A 23339-nucleotide genomic window follows, 5' to 3' on the forward strand; every position below is an offset into this window, starting at 1 on the left:
CCCGCACGGCAGTTCCGTTTCGCAGCCGATCCTTACAGCCGGCCGAGCAGATAATCGGCCGAGCTGACCTCGAACTGGCCGGGCGCCTCGACATGAAGCTGCTCGACGACGCCGTCATTGACGACCATCGAATAGCGCTTGCCGCGGGTGCCGAGGCCGAAGCCGCTGCCGTCCATCTCGAGGTCCACTGCCTTGGCGAAGGTGCCGTTGCCGTCGGCGAGCATCGTCACCTTGCCGTCGACGCCCGAAGCCTTGCCCCACGCGCCCATCACGAACGCGTCGTTGACTGCGGTGCAGGCGATCTCGTCGACGCCCTTGGCCTTCAATTCATCGGCCTTTTCGACGAAGCCGGGGAGGTGCTTGGCCGAGCAGGTCGGCGTGAAAGCGCCGGGCACCGAAAACAGCGCGACCTTGCGGCCGGCGAAATATTCGTCCGAGCTGATCTGCTCGGGGCCTTCGTCGGTCACCTTGACGAGCTGGGTGGTGGGAATGCGGTCGCCAACCTGAATGGTCATTTCACTCTCCTTTTGAGGGTCTGGGCTCCAATCGGCGCGGACGATGACATTTTCAAGCGTGACGGACCCGAAACCGAAGCGATAAGTTGACCGGGCATGGATTCGACACCCTACCTCACCGGCCAGTTCCTCCTCGCGATGCCGGGGATCGGCGACCCGCGCTTCGAACGCGCGGTGATCGCAATGTGCGCGCATGACGACGAAGGTGCGCTCGGCATCGGTATCGGCGAGACGATCGAGGGGCTGGGGCTGCACGAATTGCTCAAACAATTCGAGATCGACCCGGGCGACGCACCCGACGCGCCGGTCCATTTCGGCGGCCCGGTCGAGCCGCGGCGCGGCTTCGTGCTCCATTCGACCGATTGGGGTGGGCAGGACACGATCGACGTGAACGGACGCTGGGCGCTGTCGGGTACGATCGACGTGCTGAAGGCCATTGCGGAAGGCAAGGGTCCGAGCCACTGGCTGATCGCGCTCGGCTATGCCGGCTGGGCCGAGGGCCAGCTCGACGAGGAGATGACCCGGCATGGCTGGTTCAGCACCAGCGGCGACACGAAATTGCTCTACGACGTCGATGCCCGGCGGCGCTGGGTGGAGGGATTCGAGATCGCCGGTATCGATCCGCGGCTGCTGGCGAACAGCACCGGGACGGCGTGAGTCGCGACTGAGAATCAGCCCTTCGCATCGGCCCGGGCGAACTCGCGCAGGGCGTCCTTGCCGATCCAGCGGGCGGTCTTGTCGGGGGATGCGGCGAGGGTGGCGGCGAGATCGCGCGCGGCGGCGCGCAGGGCGGGACTCCTCCTGACGCCGATCGCGCGGAGCGCCCAGCTGACGCCCTTCTTGACGAAATTGCGCGGATCGCTGGCCGCGGCCTCGATCAGCGGCAGCCGGGTGCGGTAATCTCCATCCTCGCCCTTGCGGTGCACCGCGGAACTGGCGAGCAGCACGAACGCCGCGCGCCGGCCGAATTCGTCGGCGAGTCCCGCCCAGCGATCGATCATCGCGAAGGCGTGCGGGGTGCGGTCCCACAACTTGAAGCAGACCGTGTCGGTGACTGCCCAATTGTCGAAATCGGCGCGCCAGCGGTCCATCCGTTCGGGCGTCACCGTGGCCGGATCGTCCACCATGCAGGCGACCATCCGGCCTTCGTAGACACCGCTTTGCCATAACGCCTCGGCCAGATCGGGATCGCGGCCAAGCGGCTTGGCGACGGCGTGGATCCGCGCCATCGGGACTCCGAGGACACGGTCCGCAGTGACGATCCCGAAGCGCGGACCCATCTTGTCGCGAAACACCGGATCGGCATGCGCCGCGAGCGCGCGGAGGATGGAGGCGGTGTCATGGGCCATTGTCGCGCAGGATAAGCCGCTGTCCGATCCTGCCAAATGGTTTCGCTTCGAGGTTCAGAGACTGGAGATCCGCAAATATCTTGCTGGTTCGACTGCGTATCAGGAGCGTTTTAACCTTTTACGGTAGAATGATTGCAACATAGCCAAAGTAATCTGATGGTACGCGCTGCGGGGCAAGAGGGGAATCACATGGCGACGTTCAACAATCGCGAGCTTCGGTACAGTGCCGATGACGATGCGCCGGCCACCGAGGAAGCGGTGATGTTCACCGTCGCCGAAAATCAGACCGATGTTGCCATGATCGTTTCGAGGAGCGGGATCGACAGCATTTCCAGTTACGCCATCGTCGGCGGCGACGATGCCGGCTTGTTCGTCATCGATCCCGCTACCGGCGCACTGCAGTTCGCGAGCGCGCCGGACTATGAGGCCGCGGGCGATTTCGACGGCGACAATATGCATCATCTGCGGATCGCGCTGAGCGGCGTGAACGGCGAGAGCGAGATCCAGTCGATTTCGGTCACCGTGGCCAACGTCAACGAAGGCGTTCACATCCTTGGCAATACCGGGACCTATCAGGGCCATTCCTTCTACGAGAACACGACGCTGGTCGATACGATCCAGGCGGTCGACGCCGATGGCGATCCGGTCCATTTCACCTTGAGCGGGTATGATGCCGACAAGTTCGCGATCGATCAGGCGACCGGCGAACTGCGCTTCCTCGTCGCCCCCGATGCCGAAGCGCCGGGCGGGAGCCGCCTGCCCACCGTCTATTATGTCGACGTCACGGCGAGCGACGGGGTGTTCAGCGACACCGTGAAGATGGCGTACGGGATGATGAACGCGCCCGACGCGCCCACTTTTATCACGCCGGCTGAAATCCTGGTTCAGGAGAATCAGACGCAGATCGTAGCGCTGGAGGCGCGCGACATCGACGGCGAGCAGATCCTTTATTCGATCGCCGGCGGCGCCGATGCGGCGCTCTTCACGGTGAACGGATGGGGAGATCTGCTCTTCAACGCGGCTGCCGATTTCGAAGCGCCGAGCGATGCGGACGGCGATGGCGCCTACGAAGTGATCGTCGCCGCGACCGACCAGAGCGGCACCACGACGCAGGCGATGTCGATCTCGGTCACCAACGCGCTCTACGGCTATGATTCGTTTCATTTCACCTCCGATGGCGGGGGCGAGACGGCGGCGGTGCAGGTGCAGGAAGGCAGCATCGGCGTCACGACGGTCCGCGCCACCCACGGCGAGGAAGGCGCGATAAGCTATCGCCTGTCCAATGCGGGAGAATGGTGGCTGTTCACGCTCGACTCGGTCACCGGCCTGCTGCAGTTCAAGGACGCGCCTGATTTCGAGGCTCCCCAGGGGGGACCCGGCGAGACCGATCCCGACAATGTCTATACCGTCGAAGTGATCGCCTCCGCCGAGTGGATGACGGTCAGCCAGACGCTCACCATCACGGTCGCCGACGTGATCGAGTTCGGCATCATTTCCAATGGCGGCGGGGATAGCGCGAGCATAATCGTTGCGGAAAACACCCATTTCGTGACCGACGTCGCGGTGCAGGGCGCGGCCAACCCGGCCCAGTTCTACATTTACGGCGGTGCCGACGCGGCGCTGTTCGGGTTCGACGGAAGCAGGCTGCTATTCCGTGCCGATCCCGATTTCGAGCAGCCGGCCGATGCGGACCATGACGGCGTCTATGACGTGACGATCGTCGCGGTCGATTCGACCGGTGAGGGGACGGGTCAGCACGATTTTCAGCATTTGAGCGTCCGCGTCGGCGATGTCGGCATCCCGCAGATCGTTTCCAACGGCGGCGATTCAAGTGCGATGGTGCTGCTCCCCGAGAATAGCAGCTCCGTGACGACCGTTGCGGTGAAGGAAATTTCGAGCGACACACGATTCTCGATCGGCGGCGGCGCGGACGCCTCGCTGTTCACGATCGACGCGGTCACCGGCCGCCTCAGCTTCGTCACAGCGCCGGATTTCGAGCAGGCGACGGACCAGAATCGCGACAATATTTATGACGTCGCCGTCTACGCCTCGACGCATGAGCACAGCGCGAGCCAGTTGCTGCGCGTCCGCGTCGAGAATGTCAGCGAGTTCGGCATCACCTCGAACGGCGGCGGCGATACCGCTGCGCTGTCGATGGCCGAGAACCTCCAGCTCGCCACCACGATGACGGTCGGCGGTCCCGAGACGCTCGACAAGTTCTTTATCGTCGGCGGCGCAGATGCGCACCGTTTCACCATCGATACCAGGAGCGGCGAGCTGCGCTTCACGAGTGCGCCCGATTTCGAGAGGCCGACGGACTATGATCACGACAATCGCTACGACGTGACCGTCGCCGCATACTCGACCTCGGGGAGCAGCGACATTCAGCGGCTGACGATCAGCGTCACCGATGTCGACCAGCATGGTGTGCGGATCAACGGTACCACCGGGTCGGACATCATCAGCGAGACGAGCACGGTCGCGGGGCAGCCACGAGCCACCCAATGGGCTGATGGCATCTTCGGCCTCGGCGGCAATGACCAGCTTCGGGGCGGCGGCGGTGACGACACGATCGACGGCGGCGCGAACAACGACATGCTCTGGGGCGGGGCAGGCGCCGACGAATTGTTCGGCGGCACCGGCGCGGATCAATTCCATTATGCCGCAGTGAGCGATTCCTTGTGGGTCGACCGCGATCGCATCGCCGACTTCAAGCGCTCCGAAGGCGACAAGATCAACCTTTCCGCGATCGACGCCGACCTCGCGGCCTCGGGCAACCAGGCGTTCAGCTTCATCGGGACGGCGGCGTTCAGCGGGATAGCCGGGCAGTTGCGGTATCAGGTTTCGGCGGGGCAGACGCTGGTCAGCGGGGACGTGGACGGCGACGGCGTCGCGGACTTCGGCATCGCCCTGCAAGGCAATATCGCGCTGATCGGAACCGACTTCTATCTTTGAGCCAGGCGACGCGAGGAGCGAGGCTGTGAAAGGGTTTCGCTCCGGCGTCAGTTAGCGCTAACATGCTCCTGAGACCGGAAGCGATGCCGGCCATGCGAGGGGGGCATATGATCAGGCATTTGCTTGCGTGCGCGATGATGCTCGGCGCGAACCCGGTGGCGGCGCAGACCGTCGGGATCTTTTCGAACCATGCCGATATCGGCGAGACCGCGACCCCGGGGCGCGTCAATCACGACGCCGGCCGCTACCGGATCACTGCGAGCGGGGCGAACATCTGGGGCGAGAAGGACGCGTTCCACTTTGCCTGGGTGCAGCGATCGGGCGATCTCCACATCGCCGCCGACATCGCGTGGGAAGGCAAGGGCAAGGATCCGCACCGCAAGGCCGGACCGATGATCCGCCAGAACCGCACCCCGGGGTCCCCTTATGCCGATGTCATGGTGCACGGCGACGGAATGGTCTCGCTGCAATATCGCGCCGATCAGGACGGGCCGACCCGGCAAATCATCTCCGCCATCACGCATCCGCGGCGGGTGCGGCTCGAGCGCGAGGGGGACTTCGTCACTTTCTCGGTGGCGGGCGCGGACGGCAAGCTGGTTCATGCCGGCGGGAGTTATCGGATCGCGTTTCAGGCGCCGGTTCTGGCCGGGCTGGCAGTGTCGGCGCATGACGACACCGTTACCGAGACGGCGATTTTCGCCAACGTCGAGATCGGAGTGCCGAGCCTCGCCTACGTGCCCGACACCGGATATCCGGCGAAGGTCGAGAGTACGCTCGAGGTGATCGAAGTGGCGGGCGTGCAGAGCCGCAGAGTGGTCCGCCATTTCCCGGGCAAGATCGAGGCGCCGAACTGGACGCGCGACGGCAAGGCTTTGGTCTACAATTCCGAGGGCCGGATCTGGCGGATTCCGGTGGAAGGCGGCGAACCGGCGGCGATTCCGACCGGGCGCAACATCAAGAACAACAACGATCACGGCATCTCGCCGGACGGAACGCGATTGGTGATCTCGGACCAGTCCGAGCCCGATAATCTATCGCGGATATTCGTGCTGCCGCTCGGCGGATCGGACGCCCCGCGCGAAATGGTGAGCGACCCCAAGGCGCGGTCCTATTGGCATGGCTGGAGCCCGGACGGGAAGACCCTGGCCTATGTCCGCGTCGGCACCGACGACGACAGCTACGACATCTGGGCGAAGGATCTGGCGGGCGGTCCGGCTCGGCCGCTGATCGTCGGGCCGGGGGTGGACGACGGCCCCGAATATTCGCCCGACGGCAAGTATCTCTATTTCAACTCGACCCGCAGCGGCGCGATGCAGATCTGGCGGGCGAACGCCGATGGGTCGAACCCCGTGCAACTCACCCGCGATGCCGAACGGCGCGACTGGTTTCCGCACCTTTCGCCCGACGGCAAGTGGATCGTGTTCGTGTCGTTCGGGCTCGATGTCGCGCTGACCGATCACCCGCCCAATCGCGAGGACGTGGCGTTGAAGCTCATGCCCGTCGACGGCAGCGCGCCACCCAGGGTGCTGACGCGGCTGTTTGGCGGGCAGGGGACGATCAACGTGCCGAGCTGGTCGCCCGACGGGAAGCAAGTGGCGTTCGTGAGCTATCGACTGCTGCGGTGAGCGGCACGCATCATTTCTTTTGCCGCGCCTTGATCGCCTTGAGGGTTTCGGGATCGGGGATCAGCGGCGACAGATCGGCGATCACTTCGTCCGCATCATTGAAGAGCGCGGCCGTCATGCCCGGTTCGCCGCGGTTGCCGGTCTTGAAGCCCGCCGAGGTAAACCCTCCGGCGAAAAGCGGCATGATCACGAAGCCCTGATGGCCGCGCTTCTTCGCGAGCAATGCGGCATGCAGCGAATAGGCATCGAGGGCGACATCGCCGCTGGCGTAGAGGAACATTTGCTCCATCTGGAGCGAGCCTGCCGCCGGCTTGTCGATCTTGATCACCAGTTTGGACTTGTCGGTGCGCCAGACCTGCTTCGACACCGCCTGATAGCTGCTCGCCGGGTCCATCCCGGGGAGGAGCCAGAACAAGGTCTTGTTGTCGCTATCCTTGGCGAGGACCTCGGCGCGCCTGGTATCGAGGCGCTCGCGCCACAGCGCTTCCGGATCACGCGCGAGGCCGCCAATCAGATCCGCGGGCGGGGCGCCGGCGCGGAGTCGGCGATTGGTCTCGACGACGCTGCCGAACGAAGCGGCGACCCATTGCGAGCGCGCCGAGAACAAGCGGCGTGCGCCGGCAAGGTCACCGCTCGCCGCCATCTGAAGGATCGCGTGGAGATCCAGCAGCTCGACGATCTCCGAACCTCCGGACTCGGGTTTGCCCTCGGTCCGCCGTTTGTCGAAATTGGCGCGTGCCGCCGCGATGCGTTCCGCGGCGATATCGGCGTGCCCGGCCAGGGCATGGGTGACGGCCGCCTTGGCAAGCCACGCCGAATTGAGCAGATCGGGCCGGAAGCTGCGATCGAAGTCGACGAGCGCGTCGCGCACCTGCGCCGCCTCGGCGAATCGGCCCGCTTCTTCGAGACGATCGGCTTCGAGGCCCGATACGACGGCGGCGCTGCGGCTTCGCCATGTCAGATAGCTGGTCTCCGCCTCTGACAGCGAGGGCCCGTCGAGAAGATATTGCGGCACGCCGAGCAAGCTTAGCACCGAGTGCCGGATCGCAGGGCTGCCGCGCAATGCCACTTCACGGGCTTCGTCGGCGCGGTTCAGGCGATACAGGGCCGCGGCCTCGACCAGGTCCGAGGCGCGACCGCGCGAGCGCGCATAATAGGGATCGGCCATCAGGCCCGCGTTGCGCGCTTCCGCGCGCGCCAGCGCGGCGTCGGCTATCGCGGCTTCATATTTCTTCGCTTCGATGTGATGGACGGCACGGCCGAGGATCAGATCGACCCGGCGGGAGACATTACCTTCCATGCGCTCGCCCTCGATCAGCGGCGTGCATGCCGCAACGCCTTCCTCGGCGCGCTTTCGTTTCGATGCATCGGCCGCCTCGGGGCGCGGCGCGAACAGGCCCAGCAACGTCACGGCGCCCAACAATCTCGCCGCCGACTCTCCCGTGGTCATGTTGTTCGGTTGACCGTCGCATTGAAGATAGAGCGAGCCCGGCTTTTCCTCGTCTGGCCCGGCGCGACCCTCCGGAGCGGCATGAACGGGCGCCGCGATGACGCAGGCAATGGCGATTGCGCTCAGCGACGAGCGCGCGAAAGGCTTCATTTGTCGATACTCCCCCTGTCCCCGGAGCGAGATTTGCAGGGCTGCACAAAGCTGTCAATCGCGCGAAGCGAGGCTGCGATGCCCCTGTGGAACGCAGGACGGCTGGCGGGTGGACGGCCTATCCGGCCGGCACGAAGCCGGTATTGCCCAGCCGGAGCCGGCGCAGGTCGACACCCATCTCGTCGCGGAAGCGCGCGACCGCCGCATCACCCAGCCGGCGCTGGATGGCGCGGTCGCCGCGTTTGAGCGCGTCGGTATAGGCGGCGTGCTGGACGAGGAAATTGAGGATGAAGGTCTCGGACATCTCCTGGCGCTGCGCCTCGCCGAGCGCCGCGTGGCCCGGATTGGCGGCAAGGATCGAACGGACCTGCTCGCGCACCGCCAACGCCTGCGCGCGATTGCTGTCGGCACTATTCGCCATCACCCAGTTGAGTATCCAGTAGCTGGTCAGCGCATCGGCCATATCGCCGGTGCGCAAGCCGTCGGCAGCGACGAGCTGCGACCAGTTCGCCACCGGATCGGTGCGCTCGATCGCCGCGGCCAGCGGGCGGGCATTGGCGACGCCGATCTTCCCACCCATCGCGGCGATGAACTGCCGCCGTACGCGCGCGCTCACGGCGGGCGAAGGGCGATAGCTGGTCTGGGCGCGGGTGGTGGGGGGATTTGCGGTCTTGCGCGTCGGGCGTGCAGGAGCGCCCGCGCGTGCCGGGCGCGTGCCGATCGCCGCGTCGATCCGCTGGCTGTTGAGAATGTCCGAAAGCACATAATTGTTGGGCAGGACGGTGGGCATGTCCTGCGCCGCGGCGGGCGACGCGAGGCTCGTGAGAAGGGCCAGGATCGCGACGCGAAACGGCATGCAATCATCTCCCGTGGACCGATCTTTGCGGATGCTGATCTATCGGAAAGCCGCGGGGCGGGCGATGGCGCCCGACGCGTTTTCGGGGCGGTCAGTCGTCCGGGATGCGGCGTGGCGCCGCTTTCGCGGGGCGAGGCGCGGGCGCCGGCGGGTGGCCCACGTGGCGTTCCGGCGTAATCATTGGGGCCCTTTTCGAGCGGGATCGGAGATTGTTCGGGATGCGATATCGTCTTGCAGCTTTCGTGGTCCTGCTCGCCGGAGCGCCCGTGGCGGCGCAGGATTTTCCGGCTATCGGAAGCCAATATATCGACTTCGGCGCCTCGATGGCGTCGGTCGGGCAGATGAACAATGTGCTGGGGGCGACGGTCCGCAGCCGGGCCGGGCGCCCGGCAAGCGCGCAGCCGCGCTCCAATGCGACGGCGAGCACGCGGTATCGCGGGTCTCCGGTGGTTTCGGCGAGGGTTCGCGCGCAATTCGGCGACTTCGTGGCAAAGGCGGACCCTGCCAATGCCGGCCGCTTGCGCAACGCCGTTCTGCAGCAGGATCTGCTGGGTGCGTGGGAAAAGCATGTCGCGGTCGACGGGCTGCGGCGCGGTGACGTGGCCGATGCGATGGCGGCGTATTGGGTGCAGAACTGGCAGATCGCCAACAAGGTGCCGTTCGCCAGCCGGGCGCAGGTTCAGGCGGTGCGCGGGCAAGTGTCGCGGGCACTGGCGGCGAGCCCCGCCTTTGCGAAGCTGGATGATGCCGCGCGACAGGAGATGGCCGAGACCTTCATGCTCAATTTCGTCGCGCAAGGTTCGGCCTTTTCCGACGCCACCGCCCGGCGCGATGCCGGAGCCGCCGCCCGGCTCTCCGACGCTGCCGCCGCACGCTTTCGTCAGGGGATGAACCTCGACCTGCGGCGGCTCAGGCTGACTGCGGCGGGCTTCAGCGCAGACATATAAAGATATCTTTATATCTGACTTGCGCATTCCCATCCGACGTTGTAGGGCGCGCCAATCGCGGCCGGCGAGTCCGGCGCGCCGACCCTTTTACTGCTGGAGATTCAGCCCGTGGCTACCGTGCTCGACAAGACCGATTACGTCATCAAGGACATCGAACTCGCCGCTTTCGGCCGCAAGGAAATCGAAATCGCCGAGACCGAGATGCCGGGCCTGATGAGCCTGCGCGACGAATTCGGCGCGTCGCAGCCCCTCAAGGGCGCGCGGATCACCGGTTCGCTCCACATGACGATCCAGACCGCAGTGCTGATCGAGACGCTGACCGCGCTCGGCGCGCAGGTCCGCTGGGCGACCTGCAACATCTTCTCGACGCAGGACCATGCCGCCGCCGCGATCGCCGCGACCGGCGTGCCGGTGTTCGCAGTGAAGGGCGAGAGCCTGGCTGATTATTGGGACTATGTCGGCGACATCTTCAACTGGGGCGCCGACAGCGACGGCACCACCGCCAACATCATCCTCGACGATGGCGGCGACGCGACGATGTTCGCGCTGTGGGGCGCCAAGCTCGAAGCCGGCGCGACTTTGGGCGAGCCGGAGAATGACGAGGAAGTCGAGTTCCAGCGCGCGCTGAAGGCGTTCATCGCGAAGTATCCCGGCTATCTGACCGAGACGGTCAAGAATCTGAAGGGCGTTTCGGAAGAGACCACCACCGGCGTTCACCGCCTGTACGAGATCGCCAAGAAGGGCGAGCTGCCGTTCCCGGCGATCAACGTCAACGACAGCGTCACCAAGTCGAAGTTCGACAATCTTTACGGCTGCAAGGAATCGCTGGTCGACGCGATCCGCCGCGCCACCGACGTGATGCTCGCCGGCAAGGTCGCCTGCGTCGCCGGCTTCGGTGACGTCGGCAAGGGCAGCGCCCAGTCGCTTCGCAACGGCGGCGCGCGCGTGATGGTCACCGAAGTCGATCCGATCTGCGCATTGCAGGCGGCGATGGAGGGCTTCGAAGTCGTGACGATGGAAGAGGCCGTCCAGCGCGCCGACATCTTCTGCACCGCGACCGGCAATGCCGATGTGATCACCGCCGATCACATGAAGGCGATGAAGCCAATGGCGATCGTCTGCAACATCGGCCATTTCGACAGCGAGATCCAGATCGCCGCGCTCAGTAACTACGAGTGGGACGAAGTGAAGCCGGGCACCGACCTGGTCAAATTCCCCGACGGCAAGCAGATCATCATCCTCGCCAAGGGCCGCCTCGTGAACCTGGGCTGCGCCACCGGCCACCCGTCATTCGTGATGTCGGCGTCGTTCACCAACCAGACGCTGGCGCAGATCGAGCTCTTCACCAAGGGCGAGAACTATCAGAACCAGGTCTATGTGCTTCCGAAGCATCTCGATGAGAAGGTCGCGGCTTTGCACCTCGAGAAGCTCGGCGTGAAGCTGTCGAAGCTGACGAGCAAGCAGGCCGGCTATATCGGCGTGCCGGTCGAAGGGCCGTTCAAGCCGGATCATTATCGCTACTGAGGCTTTCGAGCATCAGTTGAAAACGGGCCGCGTCTCCACCGGGAGGCGCGGCTCTTTTTCGTTTCAGCAACCACAAGGTGTTGCAGCAGCGCTATCTTATCACGGCCGCCAACGGTGTTGCATTGCAGCGGATCGGAAACACGACAGAACGTAACGAGCACGAAGTTGGGTAGTTTGTGCAGCACATCAAGGCCAGACTGTTCTGACGATCCGCTGCGTCGCAAGGTGCGCGGTACTGCGTAATAGGGGGAAGGGCTTGGCGCGAGCGGGCCTTTTTGCGTGGTGCGCGGTGGAACGTCGACCGCTCCAGTCCACCGATCCGGCATTTGCTTCGGACCGTCGCGTCGACCCTGCGGCGGTTGGTGCTGAGCAGGCGCTTGCTTCGTTGCTGCCTGGATTGTGAGAGATGAAGCGAGCCACGATGCCGGGCACGCACGCGAACGGATCGCCGAGATCTTGCGTACGGCCATGGGCGCCCCCGAAGAGGATGGGCTGGAAGACGAGACGCGGCGGCTGATGCTGCATCTCTCGGTCGACCAGCCCGACGAGGCCGTTCCGGCGCCGGAACTCGCGACGCTTCCCATTTCCGCACGCATGCCTCTGCTGCAGCGTCTGTTGCGCAAGCCAAATGGAGACATGGGCGCCTAGACCACCAAGTCGCTTTCCGATCCGCCAGGCTTTGCCTAAGGAATGGCGATGATGGCACAGCGAAGCCGTGGAGTGGCCGGTTGATCGAGCTTCCGCAATCGGCGGCGATAGTGGCGGGGGCGGTGCTGGCCGTGCTGCTGCTCGGCGCGACGTGGATGCTGTTCGCTGGCCTGCGGGCACGTGCGCAAGCGCGCGAGGCGATCGATCGCAACACCCGCCTGACGGGGTTGCTGGCCAATTCGCCGGCACAGGCGATGATCGTCCGCCCCGATGGACGAGTCGAGGTTCCGCGGCGGCTGGCCGATTGGCTGGGCCTCGATCTGCTGCCCCGAGAGCTTTCGGACCTTGCCGGGATCGAAAGCGGTCTCGTCGCCGGCGACGCCGAGGCGCTCGAAAATTACGTGACCGCCGCGCAGAAAGCCGGGCAGCCGTTCAGCCTGGCGGTTCGCGCGCAGGGGGCCGAGCGCGCGCTGCTGGTGATCGGCGAGCGTGTCCCCGATGGCGCGCGCGGACAAAGCGGCGTGGTTCTGTGGTTCCTCGACGCGACCGAGAGCCAGAGCGAGATCGACCGGCTGCAGCATGAGACCACGCGGCTGCGCGCTGCCTTCGATGCGCTTACCGCGCTGATCGAAGCGGCGCCGATGCCGATGTGGTATCGCGGACCCGATCTGAAGCTGCTGATGGTCAATTCGGCCTATGTCAGCGCCGTCGAGGGCGGCGACAGCGAGGAGGTGGTGGCGCACGGGCTTGAGCTGGTCGAAGGCGCCGGACTAGGCGGGCCGCTCGCCAATGCCGCAATCGCGCGCGATACCGGCGAGGCACAGACCACCGCCATGCCTGCGACGATCGGCGGCGCGCGGCGGATGCTGCGGCTCCACGACGTGCCGCTGCCGACCGGCGGGGTCGCCGGCTTCGCGGTGGACATCGAAGATTACGAGCAGATGCGCGGCGGATTGAAGCGCTTCGGCGAGGCCCAGCGGGCGATGCTCGACCGGCTTTCGGCGGGCGTCGCGCAGTTCGCGCCCGATCGCAGCCTCGCTTTCTGCAACCAGCCGTTTCGCCGCATGTTCGCGATGAAGGTCGAGTGGCTGGCCGACCGCCCCGAATTCGACCGGGTGCTCGATCGGATGCGCGAGGCCAACCGCGTACCCGAAGTTCGTGACTATCCGGCGTGGAAGGCCGAGCGGCGCGAATGGTTCACTGCGCCCGACGCCGTGGAGGAGACGTGGAGCGTCGCCGGCACGCATCTGCGCGTCGTCGCGCAGCCGCTGCCCGAGGGCGGGCTGCTGCTGATCTTCGAGGATCGCACCCAGCAATTCGAGCTGCAGCGCGAGCATGGCGAGATGCAGCAGGTACGGACTGCGACGCTCGAGAGCCTCGCCGAGGCGGTCGGCGTGTTCGGCAAGGGGCGGCTCCAGCTGTGGAATCGCAAATTCCGCCAGGTGTGGGGCTTCGAGGATGCGTTCCTCGACGGGCATCCGCAGATCGGCCAATTGGTCAAGGCAGTGGGGTCGAAGCTAGCCAATCCGGGGCGTGCCGAAGTGCTGGGCGACCTGATCCGGCTGGCGGCGAAGGACCGGCAGACGCGCGGGAGCACCGTAGCGTTCGCCGACGGGCGGCATTTCGACGTGACCGCGGTGCCGCTGCCCGACGGCAACGCACTGGTGACGATGCTCGACACCACCGACCATCACCGCGCCGAGCGGGCGCTGCGCGATCGCAACGAGGCGCTAGTCGCCGCGGACCGGGTGAAGACCGCATTCGTCGCCAATATGAGCTACGAGCTGCGCACGCCGCTGACCTCGATCAAGGGCTTCACCGAGATGCTGCACGGCGGGTTTGCCGGGCGGCTGACCAAAAATGCCGTCGAATATACCGAGGCGATCCTGACGTCGGTCGACCGGCTGAGCGCATTGGTCGACGACGTGCTCGACTTGACCCAGAGCGAAGGCGCGCCGCTGGAGAAGGTGCCGGTCGATCTCGAACTGGCCGCCAACGCCGCCGCCGAGGCGATCGCGCCGCTCGCCAAGGCCAAGAAGATCGACCTGGTGGTCGAGGATGCGGGGACGGCAGGGACTGTGACCGGCGACCTGCGGCGGCTGCGGCAAGTGATCGAGCATCTGTTGCGCCACGCAGTGGCTTGCACGCCCGAGGACGGGCGAGTGCTGCTCCACCTCGACGGCAACGATCGCGTGGCGCGGGTGATCGTCTCGGACGATGGGCCGGGGATGAGCCGCGACGCAGTGCGCCGCGCGTTCGACAGTTTCGCGCAGCACGGGATTTCGCGGAGCGGCGAGCGGGCGCTGGGCCTCGGCATGCCGCTGGCACGGCAGTTCGTCGAGGCGCATGGCGGACGGATCGAATTGATCTCCGAGCCCGGCGAGGGGACTCTGGTAACGGTGGAGTTGCCGCGGTGAGAGACCTTCCAATCCCCCTCCGGGGAGGAGGATTTTAGGTGTTGCTCGCTTCGCCCGAAGCCTCGCTGGCGCTGGGTGCGGCGCTGGCGGAGCTGGTCCGCCCAGGCGACGTGATTGCGCTGTCCGGCCCGCTCGGCGCCGGCAAGACCAGCATCGCGCGGGGCCTGCTCGCAGCCTTGGGGCTGGAAGAGGAGGCGCCGAGCCCGAGCTTTGCGATCGTTCAGCCCTATGACCGGCCCGAGGTGCGGTTTCCGGTGCTGCACGTCGATCTCTATCGCATCGAGCATGCGGACGAAGCGGAGGAACTCGGGCTCGACGATGCGCGTGCCGATTCGCTGCTGGTGGTCGAATGGCCCGAGCGGCTGGGCGACGCATATTGGCGCGATGCGCTGTGGCTCAGCCTGGAACCGACGCCGGACGGCGCGCGTGTCTTGACAGCGAAGGTGCCGGCGGCATGGAGGGACCGATGGCCCCTGATATGAATCCGCCCGCCGCGGCACCCGACTTCCTGATCGCCGCCGGATGGGAGGGGGCCGAGACGCGGCCGCTCGCCGGCGATGCGTCGTTCCGCCGCTATTTTCGCGTGGTGCATCACGATCGTAGCGCGATCCTGATGGACGCGCCGCCGCCGCACGAGGATCCGCGGCCGTTCATATCGATCGCGCGCTGGCTGACCGATCGCGGGTTCGCGGCGCCCCGAATCCTGTTCGAGAATCTGGAGCACGGGCTCGTCCTGCTCGAGGATTTCGGCGACGCGCGACTGCGCGAGACGGTGGACGCGGCGCCCGAGAGCGAGCTGCGGCTGTACGAGGAAGCAGTCGATCTGCTGATCCGGCTCGGCCAGCACCCGGCCGCCGATATCCGCGCCTACGATCTCGCCGAATATCGGCGCGAGGCGGCGTTGCTGCCCGAATGGTACACGCCGGCGGTGGGGCTCGAAGTCGACATGCCGGGCTATGTCGATGCGTGGGATACGGTGCTTGCGCCGGTGCTCGCGGGTCATACGCCCGTCACCGTGCTGCGCGATTACCACGCCGAGAACATCATGCTGATCGAAGGCAGCGAGAGTTTGGGCCTGCTCGACTTCCAGGACGCGCTGGCGGGGCATCCCGCTTATGACCTCGTCTCGCTGCTGCAGGATGCGCGGCGCGACGTGGCGACCGAGCTCGAGACGGCGATGCTCGACCGCTACAAGCGGATTACCGGGGCGGGCGGCGCGTTCGATGTCGCCTATCATGTGCTCGGCGCGCAGCGGAACGCCAAGATCGTCGGCATCTTCACACGATTGTGGAAGCGCGACGGCAAGCAGCGCTATCCCGGGCTGTGCCCGCGCGTCTGGGGTTATCTCGAGCGCGACCTGAAGCACCCTGCGCTCAAGCCCGTCGCGGACTGGTTCGACGCCAACGTGCCCGTCGAGCTGCGCGGCGATCCGCTGACGATCGTCGGCGCATGAGCGCGATCTATTCGTTGCGGCCGCAGCCCGACGCGGCTGTGCCCGAAACCGCGATGGTGATGGCGGCGGGGCTGGGCAAGCGCATGCGCCCGCTCACTGCGACGCGCCCCAAGCCGCTGGTCGAAGTCGCCGGCAAGACGCTGATCGACCACACGTTCGATCATCTGCGCTCGGCGGGGGTGAAGCGCGCGATCGTCAACGTGCATTATCTCGCCGACCAGATGGAGGCGCATTTGCGCGCCCGGGCGAGCGACATCGAGGTCCTGATCTCCGACGAACGCAAGCAGCTGATGGAGACCGGCGGGGGGATCGTCCAGGCGCGCGAACTGATCGGCGAGCAGCCGTTCCTGTGCGTCAACAGCGACAATCTGTGGATCGATGGCCCGGTCGACGCGATCCGTGCTCTCGCCGCGCAGTGGGACGATGCGCGGATGGATGCGCTGCTGCTGCTGGTCCCGCTGGCGCGCGCCAATTGTCACAAAGGGCACGGCGATTTCCGGCTCGACGCGATGGGGCGGATCACCGAGCGGCGCAAGCCGGGCCGGTTGGCACCGTTCGTGTTCATCGGTGTGTCGATCCTGTCGCCGCGACTGATCCGCGACTGGCCCGAGGGGCCGTTCTCGACCAACCTGTTCTTCAACCGCGCGCTCGAAGCGGGGCGGCTGTGGGGCGTGGTCCATCAGGGGCTGTGGTTCGACGTCGGCACGCCCGCGGCGGTGGGTGCGGCGGAGGCGGTGCTGGCGGAGATGTGACGCGTTGCCGCCGGGGCCTGCGACTGCCAGATTAGGAGCATGAAGAAATCTACTGCTGCGGCACTGGCCCAAATCGAGTGGAGCAAGGTCCACAGTGTTACCTTCTACAAAATCGATCAAATCACGACCGATCTCATCTGCTGTGACGTCTCGACGGATGCCGAGGTCTGGACGCTTCATGAAGAGATGAGCGACTGGGGCGCGTTTCTCCGGGAGATCGAGCTGCTGCCGGGTTTTCGCGCCGATTGGTTCGCAGAAGTTTCACAGCCTGTTTTTGCCGAAAGCCGCTTCCTGGCCTTTTCTCGCTGATGCCCGAACGCCTTCATCTCTACACTATCCCGCCGCACCGCGCGTTCGCCGATGCGCTGGCGATCGGGCTGATCCGGCGGTTCGGGAGCGATCCGCTCAAGCTGGCGCGCGGCTGGTGCTGCTGCCCAACAACCGGGCCAAGCGGGCGATTCAGGATGCGTTCGTCCGGGCGAGCGCCGGCGGGCTGCTGCTGCCGCGGCTGGTGGCGGTCGGCGATCCCGAGCTCGACGAGGCGGTGTTCGATAGCGCCGATGACGAAGAGCCGATCCCGCCCGCTGTCGAGCCGCTGCAGCGGCGAATGATCCTCGCGCGGCTGATTCAGGAAAGCGGCGCGCCGGTCGACGCGGCGGAGGCGGTGCGGCTCGCCGGCGACCTCGCCACTACGCTCGACCAGTTGCTGATCGAGGAAGTCGCGCCGCGTGCGCTCAAGGAAATCGAGCTCAGTCAGGAGCTGTCGGCGCATTGGGAGCGCTCGCTGGCTTTGTTCGAAGTGGTACTGACACGCTGGCCGAAGGAACTCGAACGGCTCGGGCGGATCGATCTCGCCGAGCGGCGGCGCCGGCTGATCGACCAGGTCGCGCGCCGCTGGCGGAGCGCGCCGCCGGCGGGTTTCGTTTGCGCGGCCGGCGTGGCGGCGCCGGCGCCGGTCTTCGCACGATTGCTGCGCAGCATTTCGGGGATGCCGCAGGGCATGGTGGTGCTACCGGGGCTGGCGACCGGAATCAGCGATAGGGAATGGGACGCGCTCGGACCGCACAAGCCCGATCCGGTGACCGGGCGCCGGCGGCGCAGCCTCGAGAGCCACCCGCAATTCCATCTGAAGCTGCTGCTCGACCGGATGGGCGTGCACCGCAGCGAATTCGACCCGTGGCGCGCGGCGAGCGAGCATGACGCGCCGCCGGCGCGCAGCAAGGCGATTGCTTCGGCAATGGCGCCGCCCGAGCTGACGCATGGTTGGACCGCGTTGCCGGCGGCTGAGCGGCGGCTCGACGGCGTGCGCGTGCTCGAAGTCGCGACGCCGGCCGAGGAGGCGCAGGGGATAGCGCTGGCGCTGCGCGAAGTGCTGGAGACGCCGGGGCGGACGGCGGCGTTGGTGACGCCGGACCGGGCGCTGGCGCGGCGCGTGGCGGCGCATTGCGCGCGCTGGGGAATCGCAGTCGATGATTCGGCCGGGCAGAAATTGTCGATCCTGCCGCCGGGAACCTTGCTGCTCGCGCTCGCCGATGCGGCGGCGCAGGGCTTTGCGCCGCTGCCGCTGTTGACCTTGCTCAAGCACCCGCTGGTGATGGCGGAGCGCCGCGGCGAATGGCTCGAAGGCGTGCGGCTGCTCGATCGCGCGCTGCGCGGACCGCGCCCGGCGCCGGGGCTCGGCGGGATCGACCGGCATCTCGGCGAGCAGGACGGACGCGACGGGCACCTGCGGCGCGCTGCGCTGCGCTGGTGGCCCGAAGCGCGCGCATTGCTCGCGCCGTTGGAGGAAGTTTTTGGGGGCGGCGCGCAACCGGTGCCGGCGCTGCTCGCCGCATTGCGCGAGACCGCGCAGGCGCTGGGCGGCGATGCGCTATGGGCACGCGCCGAAGGACGCGAGGCGGCGAATTTGCTCGACGCCGCCGAACGCGAGGCGGCGAACGGCCCGCCGCGCGCCGAGCCCGAGGCGCTGGCGCCGATGCTGCGCACGCTGATGGACGAAGTTGCCGTGCGGCCGTCGCAGGGCGGGCATCCGCGCCTCGCGATCCTCGGCCTGATCGAGGCGCGGCTGCAGACCGCCGATCTGATGATCCTCGGCGGATTGAACGAAGGCGTATGGCCGGGGCTGCCCGCGCCCGATCCGTGGCTCGCCCCGCGGATCCGCGCCGAGCTGGGTCTGCCCGGGCTGGAGCGCCGGATCGGGCTTTCGGCGCACGATCTCGCCGGGGCGCTCGGCGCGCCGCAGGTGCTGCTCACCCGCGCCCGGCGCGACGCGAGCGCGCCGACGATCGCGTCGCGCTTCTGGCTGCGGCTCGAGGCATTGTCGGGCGGGCTGACACGCGCCGGCGAGATTGCGGCGTGGCTGCGCGGGATCGACGATCCGGGCGATCATCAGCCCGCGAAGCGACCGGAGCCACAGCCGCCCGTCGAAATACGGCCTAAGGCGCTATCGGTCACCGAAGTCGATCGGCTCAAGGCCGATCCATACGCCTTTTACGCGCGGCGGATGCTGCGGCTGATGCCGCTCGATCCGGTTGACGCCGATCCGAGCGCGGCATGGCGCGGAACCGCGGTGCATGCGGTGCTCGAACGCTGGTTTGTCGAGGACGATTGCGCGCCGGAGAAATTGCGTGCGCGGGCCGACGCTCTGCTGCGCGACGAGAAGACGCATCCGATGATGCGCGCGCTTTGGGGGCCGCGATTGAAGGAGGCGATCGACTGGATCGCGGCGCAGATCGCCGCCGATCCGGCGCGCAAGGTGATCGCAGTCGAGAAGCGCGGCGTCATTCCGTTCGCGGGGGTGGAGCTGAGCGGCACCTTCGACCGCATCGACCGGATGGGCGACGGCAGCCTCGCGATCGTCGACTACAAGACCGGCAAGCCGCCGAGCCTGGCCGCGGTGCGCGAGGGTTCAGCCTGCAATTGGGCCTGCTCGGGCTGATCGCCGAGCGCGGCGGGTTCGAGGGAGTGGAGGGGCGCGCGAAGCAGTTCGAATATTGGTCGCTGTCGAAGAACAGCCGCGGGGCGTTCGGCTATGTCGAGAGCCCATGCGATCCGAAACGCCGCGATTATCTGCCGGCGGACGAGTTCATCGATCGGGCGGTGGCCCAGTTCGAAGGTGCGGCGCGGATGTGGCTCACCGGGGACGAGCCGTTCACTGCGAAGCTGCATCCGGATTATGCGCCTTATGCCGAATATGACCAGCTGATGCGGCGCGACGAATGGTATGGGCGTGACTGAGGTCCGCGCCCTCCATCGCCTCAAGGGCAATCAGCGTCGCGCCAGCGATCCCGCGCGGCATATCTGGCTGTCGGCCTCGGCCGGCACCGGCAAGACGCAGGTGCTCGCGGCGCGCGTCTGGCGGCTATTGCTCGCCGGGACCGATCCCGGCGCGATTCTGTGCCTGACCTTTACCAAGGCGGGCGCCGCCGAAATGTCCGAGCGGATCACCAGCCGGCTGGCGCGCTGGGTGCGGGCGAGCGACGCCGAACTGGTCGCCGATCTCGAAGCACTGGGCGAGAGCATCGCGCCCGAGGGACGCGCGCGGGCACGCACCTTGTTCGCCAAGGTGCTCGATGCGCCGGGCGGGGGCATCCGTATCCAGACGATCCACAGCTTTTGCCAGTCTTTGCTCTCGGCATTTCCGGTCGAGGCGGGGCTCGTGCCCGGTTTTCGGCCGCTCGACCAGCGCGAAGAGGCGGTGCTTGCGCGTGAGGCACTGGCCGAGATGCTGGTCGATGCCGGGCGTGAGGGGCGTGCCGGGCTGATCGACTCGGTGGGCGCGCTCAGCCTGCGGCTCGGCGAGGGCAAGGCCGAAGCGTTCCTCAAGATCTGCGCATCGAATGCCGAAGCGATGGCAAGGCTGCCGAGCGGGATCCAGCCGTTCCTGCGCCGCGCGATGAACTTGCCGAGCGGCGACATCGCCGCGGAGATCGAGGCGTGCTGCAGCGACGACGCATTCGACTGCGCCGGGCTGCGCGCGGTCGCGGCGATGAACGCGGCCTGGGGGACCAAATCCGGGCTGGCGCGTGCCGAGGAAATCGCAATGTGGCTGACCCTGCCGCCGGGCAAGCGCGCGCTGCGGCTGGCCGACCTGCATTCGGTATGGGCCACCGCCAAGGGCGAGCCGCGCTCGTTCGGCAAGGGGCAGGCGCCGCAGGAAGCGGGCTATGCCGATCTGGCGATGCGGCTGCATGGACGCTGCGGCGAGCTGATTGGCATGAAAATGCAGGCCGATTTCACCGATCTGCTGGCGCGCGGGCTCGAGGCGGGGCGCGCTTATGCCGACACTTATGCGCGGGCAAAACGCCGGGTCGGCGCAGTCGACTTCAACGATCTGATCCGCAAGACCGTCGCGTTGCTCGCCGAGCCCGGCATGGGCGAATGGGTGCGCTACAAGCTCGATCAGGTCACCGAGCATGTTTTGATCGACGAGGCGCAGGATACCAATCCGCAGCAATGGGCGATCGTCAGCGCGATCGCCGACGAGTTTTTCGCGGGGGAGGGCGCGCGCGGCGAGGCGGTGCGCACCTTGTTCACCGTCGGCGACTACAAGCAGGCGATCTTCGGCTTCCAGGGCACCGATCCGATCTACTTCCGCGCGGCGTTCGAGCGGTTCTGGCAGGCTTCGCGGGTGCGGGCGGATTACGACGTCGAGGCGCGCGAACTCGAATCGCTGTCGTTGACGCACAGCTTCCGCTCGACCCGGCCAGTGCTTGAATTCGTCGATGCGGCGCTGGGCGGATTGCCAGTGCCGGGGATGGGCGACCTCAGCGACGCCGAGCCGCATGCCAGCGAAGTGCCGGGGCCGGGGACCGTCACCTTGTGGCCGGCGACCGCCGAGGGTGGCAGCGATTCCGACGAGGAGGAGTGGGTGGGCGACACCACGCGCAAGCTCGCCGGCGACATTGCGCGGGCGATCAAGCGCTGGCTCGCCGAGGGGCTGATGCTCGAGAGCAAGGGCCGGCCGCTGCATCCCGAGGACGTGATGATTCTCGTCAAGCGGCGCGGCGAGCTCGCCTCGCTGATCGTCGCACGGCTCTATGCCGAGGGGGTGCCGGTAGCGGGGGTCGACCGGCTGCGGCTCAACGCGCCGCTGGCAGTGCAGGACTTGCTCGCCGCGGTGCGTTTCGTGTTACAGCCGGAGGACGATCTGTCGCTGGCGTCTTTGTTGGTCTCGCCGCTGCTCGGCTGGAGTCAGGAGGATCTGATGGCCGCGGCATTGCGGCCGAAGGGCAGGTCGCTGTGGTCGCACCTTCGCGATGTCGCCAGGGACCGGATCGGCCCGCTGGAGGCTTTGCTCAATCGCGCCGACTTCACGACGCCCTATCGCTTCCTCGAGGAGATCCTTTCCGGGCCGCTCGACGGGCGTCGGAAGCTGCTGCTGCGGCTGGGCGAGGAAGCGCGCGATCCGATCGAGGAATTGCTCAACGCCGCGCTCAATTTCGAGAATGTCGCGACACCTTCGCTCCAGCGCTTCCTCGACTGGTTCGATCGCGGCGATGTCGAGATCGTCCGCGACGCGGCGCAGCCGGCGGGGGCGGTGCGAGTGATGACCGCGCACGGTGCCAAGGGGCTGCAGGCGCCCTTGGTGATCCTCGCCGACGCGACCGTCGACCCGACGCGCTCCCCGCGCGATTTCCTGCTCTGGGCGCCCGAAGACCATGACGCCGCGCCGTTTCCGATCTTCCGGCCGCGCGCGGCGGAGCGCGGCGGGCCACTCGACGCGGTGCTGGAACAGGCCGACCGGCGCGAGCTGCAGGAACATTGGCGGTTATTCTATGTCGCGGCGACACGGGCGGAGGAGCGGCTGGTGATCGCCGGCGCGCTTGGGCCGCAGGCCAAGGGCGTGCCGCCAGCGGCCAGCTGGTACGCCGCATGCGCGCGCGCGCTCGATGCGCTGGGGGTACCCGAAGGGGAGGTGCGCGAATTCCGGGGAATTACGCCGGCGGCGCCCGTCGCATTGATGGCTCCCCGGGCCAGACTCGAACAGACGACCAATCGACTGCCCGAATGGATCAAGCAGCCGGCGCCCGCCGAGGCGCGGCCGCCGCGGCCGCTCGCACCGTCGTCGCTGGGCGAGGATCTGGCCGCCGATCCGCCGCCGACGCCGGCGTTGCGCGTCGCCGCCGAGCGCGGGCGATTACTCCACGCGCTGTTCGAGCGATTGCCCGCGCTGGCGCCCGATGCGCGCGCCCATGCCGCCGAACGCTGGCTCGCCGGACCGGGGGGCGTGGAGGAAGCGGGCGCGCGGAGCGAAATCGCCGCGGCGGCGCTGGCAGTGCTCGGGGATCCGCGCTTCGCCGAATTGTTCGCGCCCGATGCGCTTGCCGAGGCGCCGATCGCGGCGGTGGTCGAGGGGCTGGTGGTCTCGGGAACGGTCGATCGGCTGGTGGTCGGGTCCGATATCGTGCGCGTGGTCGACTTCAAGACGGCGCGGCGGGCGCCCGCCGCGCTCGACGCCATCCCACCTTATCATTTGCGCCAGATGGCGGCCTATGCCGCGGCGCTGGCGGTGATCTTTCCAGGCAAGCGAATCGAGGCGGCGCTGCTCTACACCGCGGGACCGACGCTCCACGTGCTGCCGGCGGAATTGCTCGCGGCGCAAAAGGCCGACTTGGTCGCAACGGAGCAAAGCTTGGGCTCGCGCGCTTGAGCCCGGACCTCCGCACACATAAGTAAGCACGCAAGACCCCTTCAGG

General features: G+C 67.1%; 16 protein-coding genes and 1 pseudogene. 13 read left to right on the forward strand and 4 right to left on the reverse strand.

The genetic code is table 11. The features are described from left to right. Window positions 1-32: 32 nt before the first annotated feature. Window positions 33-515, reverse strand: coding sequence for a peroxiredoxin (locus CVN68_RS01610; RefSeq protein ID WP_100280655.1), 483 nt, complete (start codon window positions 513-515; stop codon window positions 33-35). A gap of 96 nt (window positions 516-611) precedes the next feature. On the opposite strand from CVN68_RS01610, the gene CVN68_RS01615 reads away from it, so the two are divergent. Beyond that, window positions 612-1172, forward strand: a complete 561-nt coding sequence (locus tag CVN68_RS01615) for a YqgE/AlgH family protein (RefSeq protein ID WP_100280656.1) — start codon at window positions 612-614, stop codon at window positions 1170-1172. 14 nt (window positions 1173-1186) lie between these two features. On the opposite strand, the gene CVN68_RS01620 is transcribed toward CVN68_RS01615, so the two are convergent. Beyond that, window positions 1187-1864, reverse strand: a complete 678-nt coding sequence (locus CVN68_RS01620) for a DNA alkylation repair protein (protein ID WP_100280657.1) — start codon at window positions 1862-1864, stop codon at window positions 1187-1189. Between the two features lie 189 nt (window positions 1865-2053). Between CVN68_RS01620 and CVN68_RS01625 the strand changes: the two genes are divergently transcribed. After that, window positions 2054-4819 (forward strand): M10 family metallopeptidase C-terminal domain-containing protein, encoded by a 2766-nt coding sequence (locus tag CVN68_RS01625; protein ID WP_100280658.1) that lies wholly within the window; start codon window positions 2054-2056, stop codon window positions 4817-4819. A gap of 107 nt (window positions 4820-4926) precedes the next feature. Then, complete coding sequence (locus CVN68_RS01630) at window positions 4927-6444, forward strand: TolB family protein (protein WP_100280659.1); 1518 nt, start codon at window positions 4927-4929, stop codon at window positions 6442-6444. 10 nt (window positions 6445-6454) lie between these two features. On the opposite strand, the gene CVN68_RS01635 is transcribed toward CVN68_RS01630, so the two are convergent. Both CVN68_RS01635 and CVN68_RS01640 read right to left on the reverse strand, forming a co-directional pair. Further along, on the reverse strand, window positions 6455-8044 hold the full coding sequence (locus CVN68_RS01635; protein ID WP_100280660.1) for a hypothetical protein: 1590 nt from the start codon (window positions 8042-8044) through the stop codon (window positions 6455-6457). Window positions 8045-8162: 118 nt separating this feature from the next. Next, a complete protein-coding gene (locus CVN68_RS01640; RefSeq protein ID WP_100280661.1) occupies window positions 8163-8900 on the reverse strand; it encodes a DUF6683 family protein in 738 nt (245 codons plus the stop codon). A gap of 242 nt (window positions 8901-9142) precedes the next feature. On the opposite strand from CVN68_RS01640, the gene CVN68_RS01645 reads away from it, so the two are divergent. The 10 genes and pseudogenes from CVN68_RS01645 to addA all read left to right on the forward strand — a co-directional run bounded on the left by CVN68_RS01645 (window position 9143) and on the right by addA (window position 23293). Beyond that, a complete protein-coding gene (locus CVN68_RS01645; RefSeq protein WP_233503517.1) occupies window positions 9143-9847 on the forward strand; it encodes a DUF6683 family protein in 705 nt (234 codons plus the stop codon). 108 nt (window positions 9848-9955) lie between these two features. Then, window positions 9956-11371: an adenosylhomocysteinase gene (gene ahcY, locus CVN68_RS01650; RefSeq protein WP_100280663.1), complete on the forward strand. Its 1416-nt coding sequence runs from the start codon at window positions 9956-9958 to the stop codon at window positions 11369-11371. A 456-nt stretch (window positions 11372-11827) separates the two neighbouring features. Next, window positions 11828-12019 carry a hypothetical protein gene (locus CVN68_RS01655; protein WP_158298655.1) on the forward strand — a complete coding sequence of 64 codons (192 nt, stop codon included), beginning with the start codon at window positions 11828-11830 and terminating at the stop codon, window positions 12017-12019. 80 nt (window positions 12020-12099) lie between these two features. Continuing rightward, window positions 12100-14436 carry a PAS domain-containing sensor histidine kinase gene (locus CVN68_RS01660; protein ID WP_233503518.1) on the forward strand — a complete coding sequence of 779 codons (2337 nt, stop codon included), beginning with the start codon at window positions 12100-12102 and terminating at the stop codon, window positions 14434-14436. Between the two features lie 38 nt (window positions 14437-14474). Further along, window positions 14475-14918 carry a tRNA (adenosine(37)-N6)-threonylcarbamoyltransferase complex ATPase subunit type 1 TsaE gene (gene tsaE, locus CVN68_RS01665; RefSeq protein ID WP_100280665.1) on the forward strand — a complete coding sequence of 148 codons (444 nt, stop codon included), beginning with the start codon at window positions 14475-14477 and terminating at the stop codon, window positions 14916-14918. Then, a complete protein-coding gene (locus CVN68_RS01670) occupies window positions 14915-15889 on the forward strand; it encodes an aminoglycoside phosphotransferase family protein (protein WP_199560270.1) in 975 nt (324 codons plus the stop codon). The genes tsaE and CVN68_RS01670 overlap by 4 nt, the downstream gene beginning before the upstream one ends. After that, complete coding sequence (locus CVN68_RS01675) at window positions 15886-16641, forward strand: nucleotidyltransferase family protein (protein WP_100280667.1); 756 nt, start codon at window positions 15886-15888, stop codon at window positions 16639-16641. Before CVN68_RS01670 ends, CVN68_RS01675 begins: the two co-directional genes overlap by 4 nt. Before the next feature lie 39 nt (window positions 16642-16680). Next, on the forward strand, window positions 16681-16950 hold the full coding sequence (locus CVN68_RS01680) for a hypothetical protein (protein WP_100280668.1): 270 nt from the start codon (window positions 16681-16683) through the stop codon (window positions 16948-16950). After that, window positions 16950-19878: pseudogene (addB, locus tag CVN68_RS01685) on the forward strand (double-strand break repair protein AddB). The gene CVN68_RS01680 and the pseudogene addB overlap by 1 nt, the downstream one beginning before the upstream one ends. Next, a complete protein-coding gene (gene addA / locus CVN68_RS01690) occupies window positions 19865-23293 on the forward strand; it encodes a double-strand break repair helicase AddA (RefSeq protein WP_100280669.1) in 3429 nt (1142 codons plus the stop codon). The pseudogene addB and the gene addA overlap by 14 nt, the downstream one beginning before the upstream one ends. Window positions 23294-23339: the final 46 nt, after the last annotated feature.

The sequence above is a fragment of the Sphingomonas psychrotolerans genome, from assembly GCF_002796605.1.
In the GTDB taxonomy this organism is placed as follows: domain Bacteria; phylum Pseudomonadota; class Alphaproteobacteria; order Sphingomonadales; family Sphingomonadaceae; genus Sphingomonas; species Sphingomonas psychrotolerans.

Coding starts and splice junctions, on each gene's coding strand:
- CVN68_RS01610 (WP_100280655.1), bottom strand. CDS start 515: ATGACCATTCAGGTTGGCGACCGCATTCCCACCACCCAGCTCGTCAAG.
- CVN68_RS01615 (WP_100280656.1), top strand. CDS start 612: ATGGATTCGACACCCTACCTCACCGGCCAGTTCCTCCTCGCGATGCCG.
- CVN68_RS01620 (WP_100280657.1), bottom strand. CDS start 1,864: ATGGCCCATGACACCGCCTCCATCCTCCGCGCGCTCGCGGCGCATGCC.
- CVN68_RS01625 (WP_100280658.1), top strand. CDS start 2,054: ATGGCGACGTTCAACAATCGCGAGCTTCGGTACAGTGCCGATGACGAT.
- CVN68_RS01630 (WP_100280659.1), top strand. CDS start 4,927: ATGATCAGGCATTTGCTTGCGTGCGCGATGATGCTCGGCGCGAACCCG.
- CVN68_RS01635 (WP_100280660.1), bottom strand. CDS start 8,044: ATGAAGCCTTTCGCGCGCTCGTCGCTGAGCGCAATCGCCATTGCCTGC.
- CVN68_RS01640 (WP_100280661.1), bottom strand. CDS start 8,900: ATGCCGTTTCGCGTCGCGATCCTGGCCCTTCTCACGAGCCTCGCGTCG.
- CVN68_RS01670 (WP_199560270.1), top strand. CDS start 14,915: ATGAATCCGCCCGCCGCGGCACCCGACTTCCTGATCGCCGCCGGATGG.
- CVN68_RS01675 (WP_100280667.1), top strand. CDS start 15,886: ATGAGCGCGATCTATTCGTTGCGGCCGCAGCCCGACGCGGCTGTGCCC.
- CVN68_RS01680 (WP_100280668.1), top strand. CDS start 16,681: ATGAAGAAATCTACTGCTGCGGCACTGGCCCAAATCGAGTGGAGCAAG.
- addA (WP_100280669.1), top strand. CDS start 19,865: ATGGGCGTGACTGAGGTCCGCGCCCTCCATCGCCTCAAGGGCAATCAG.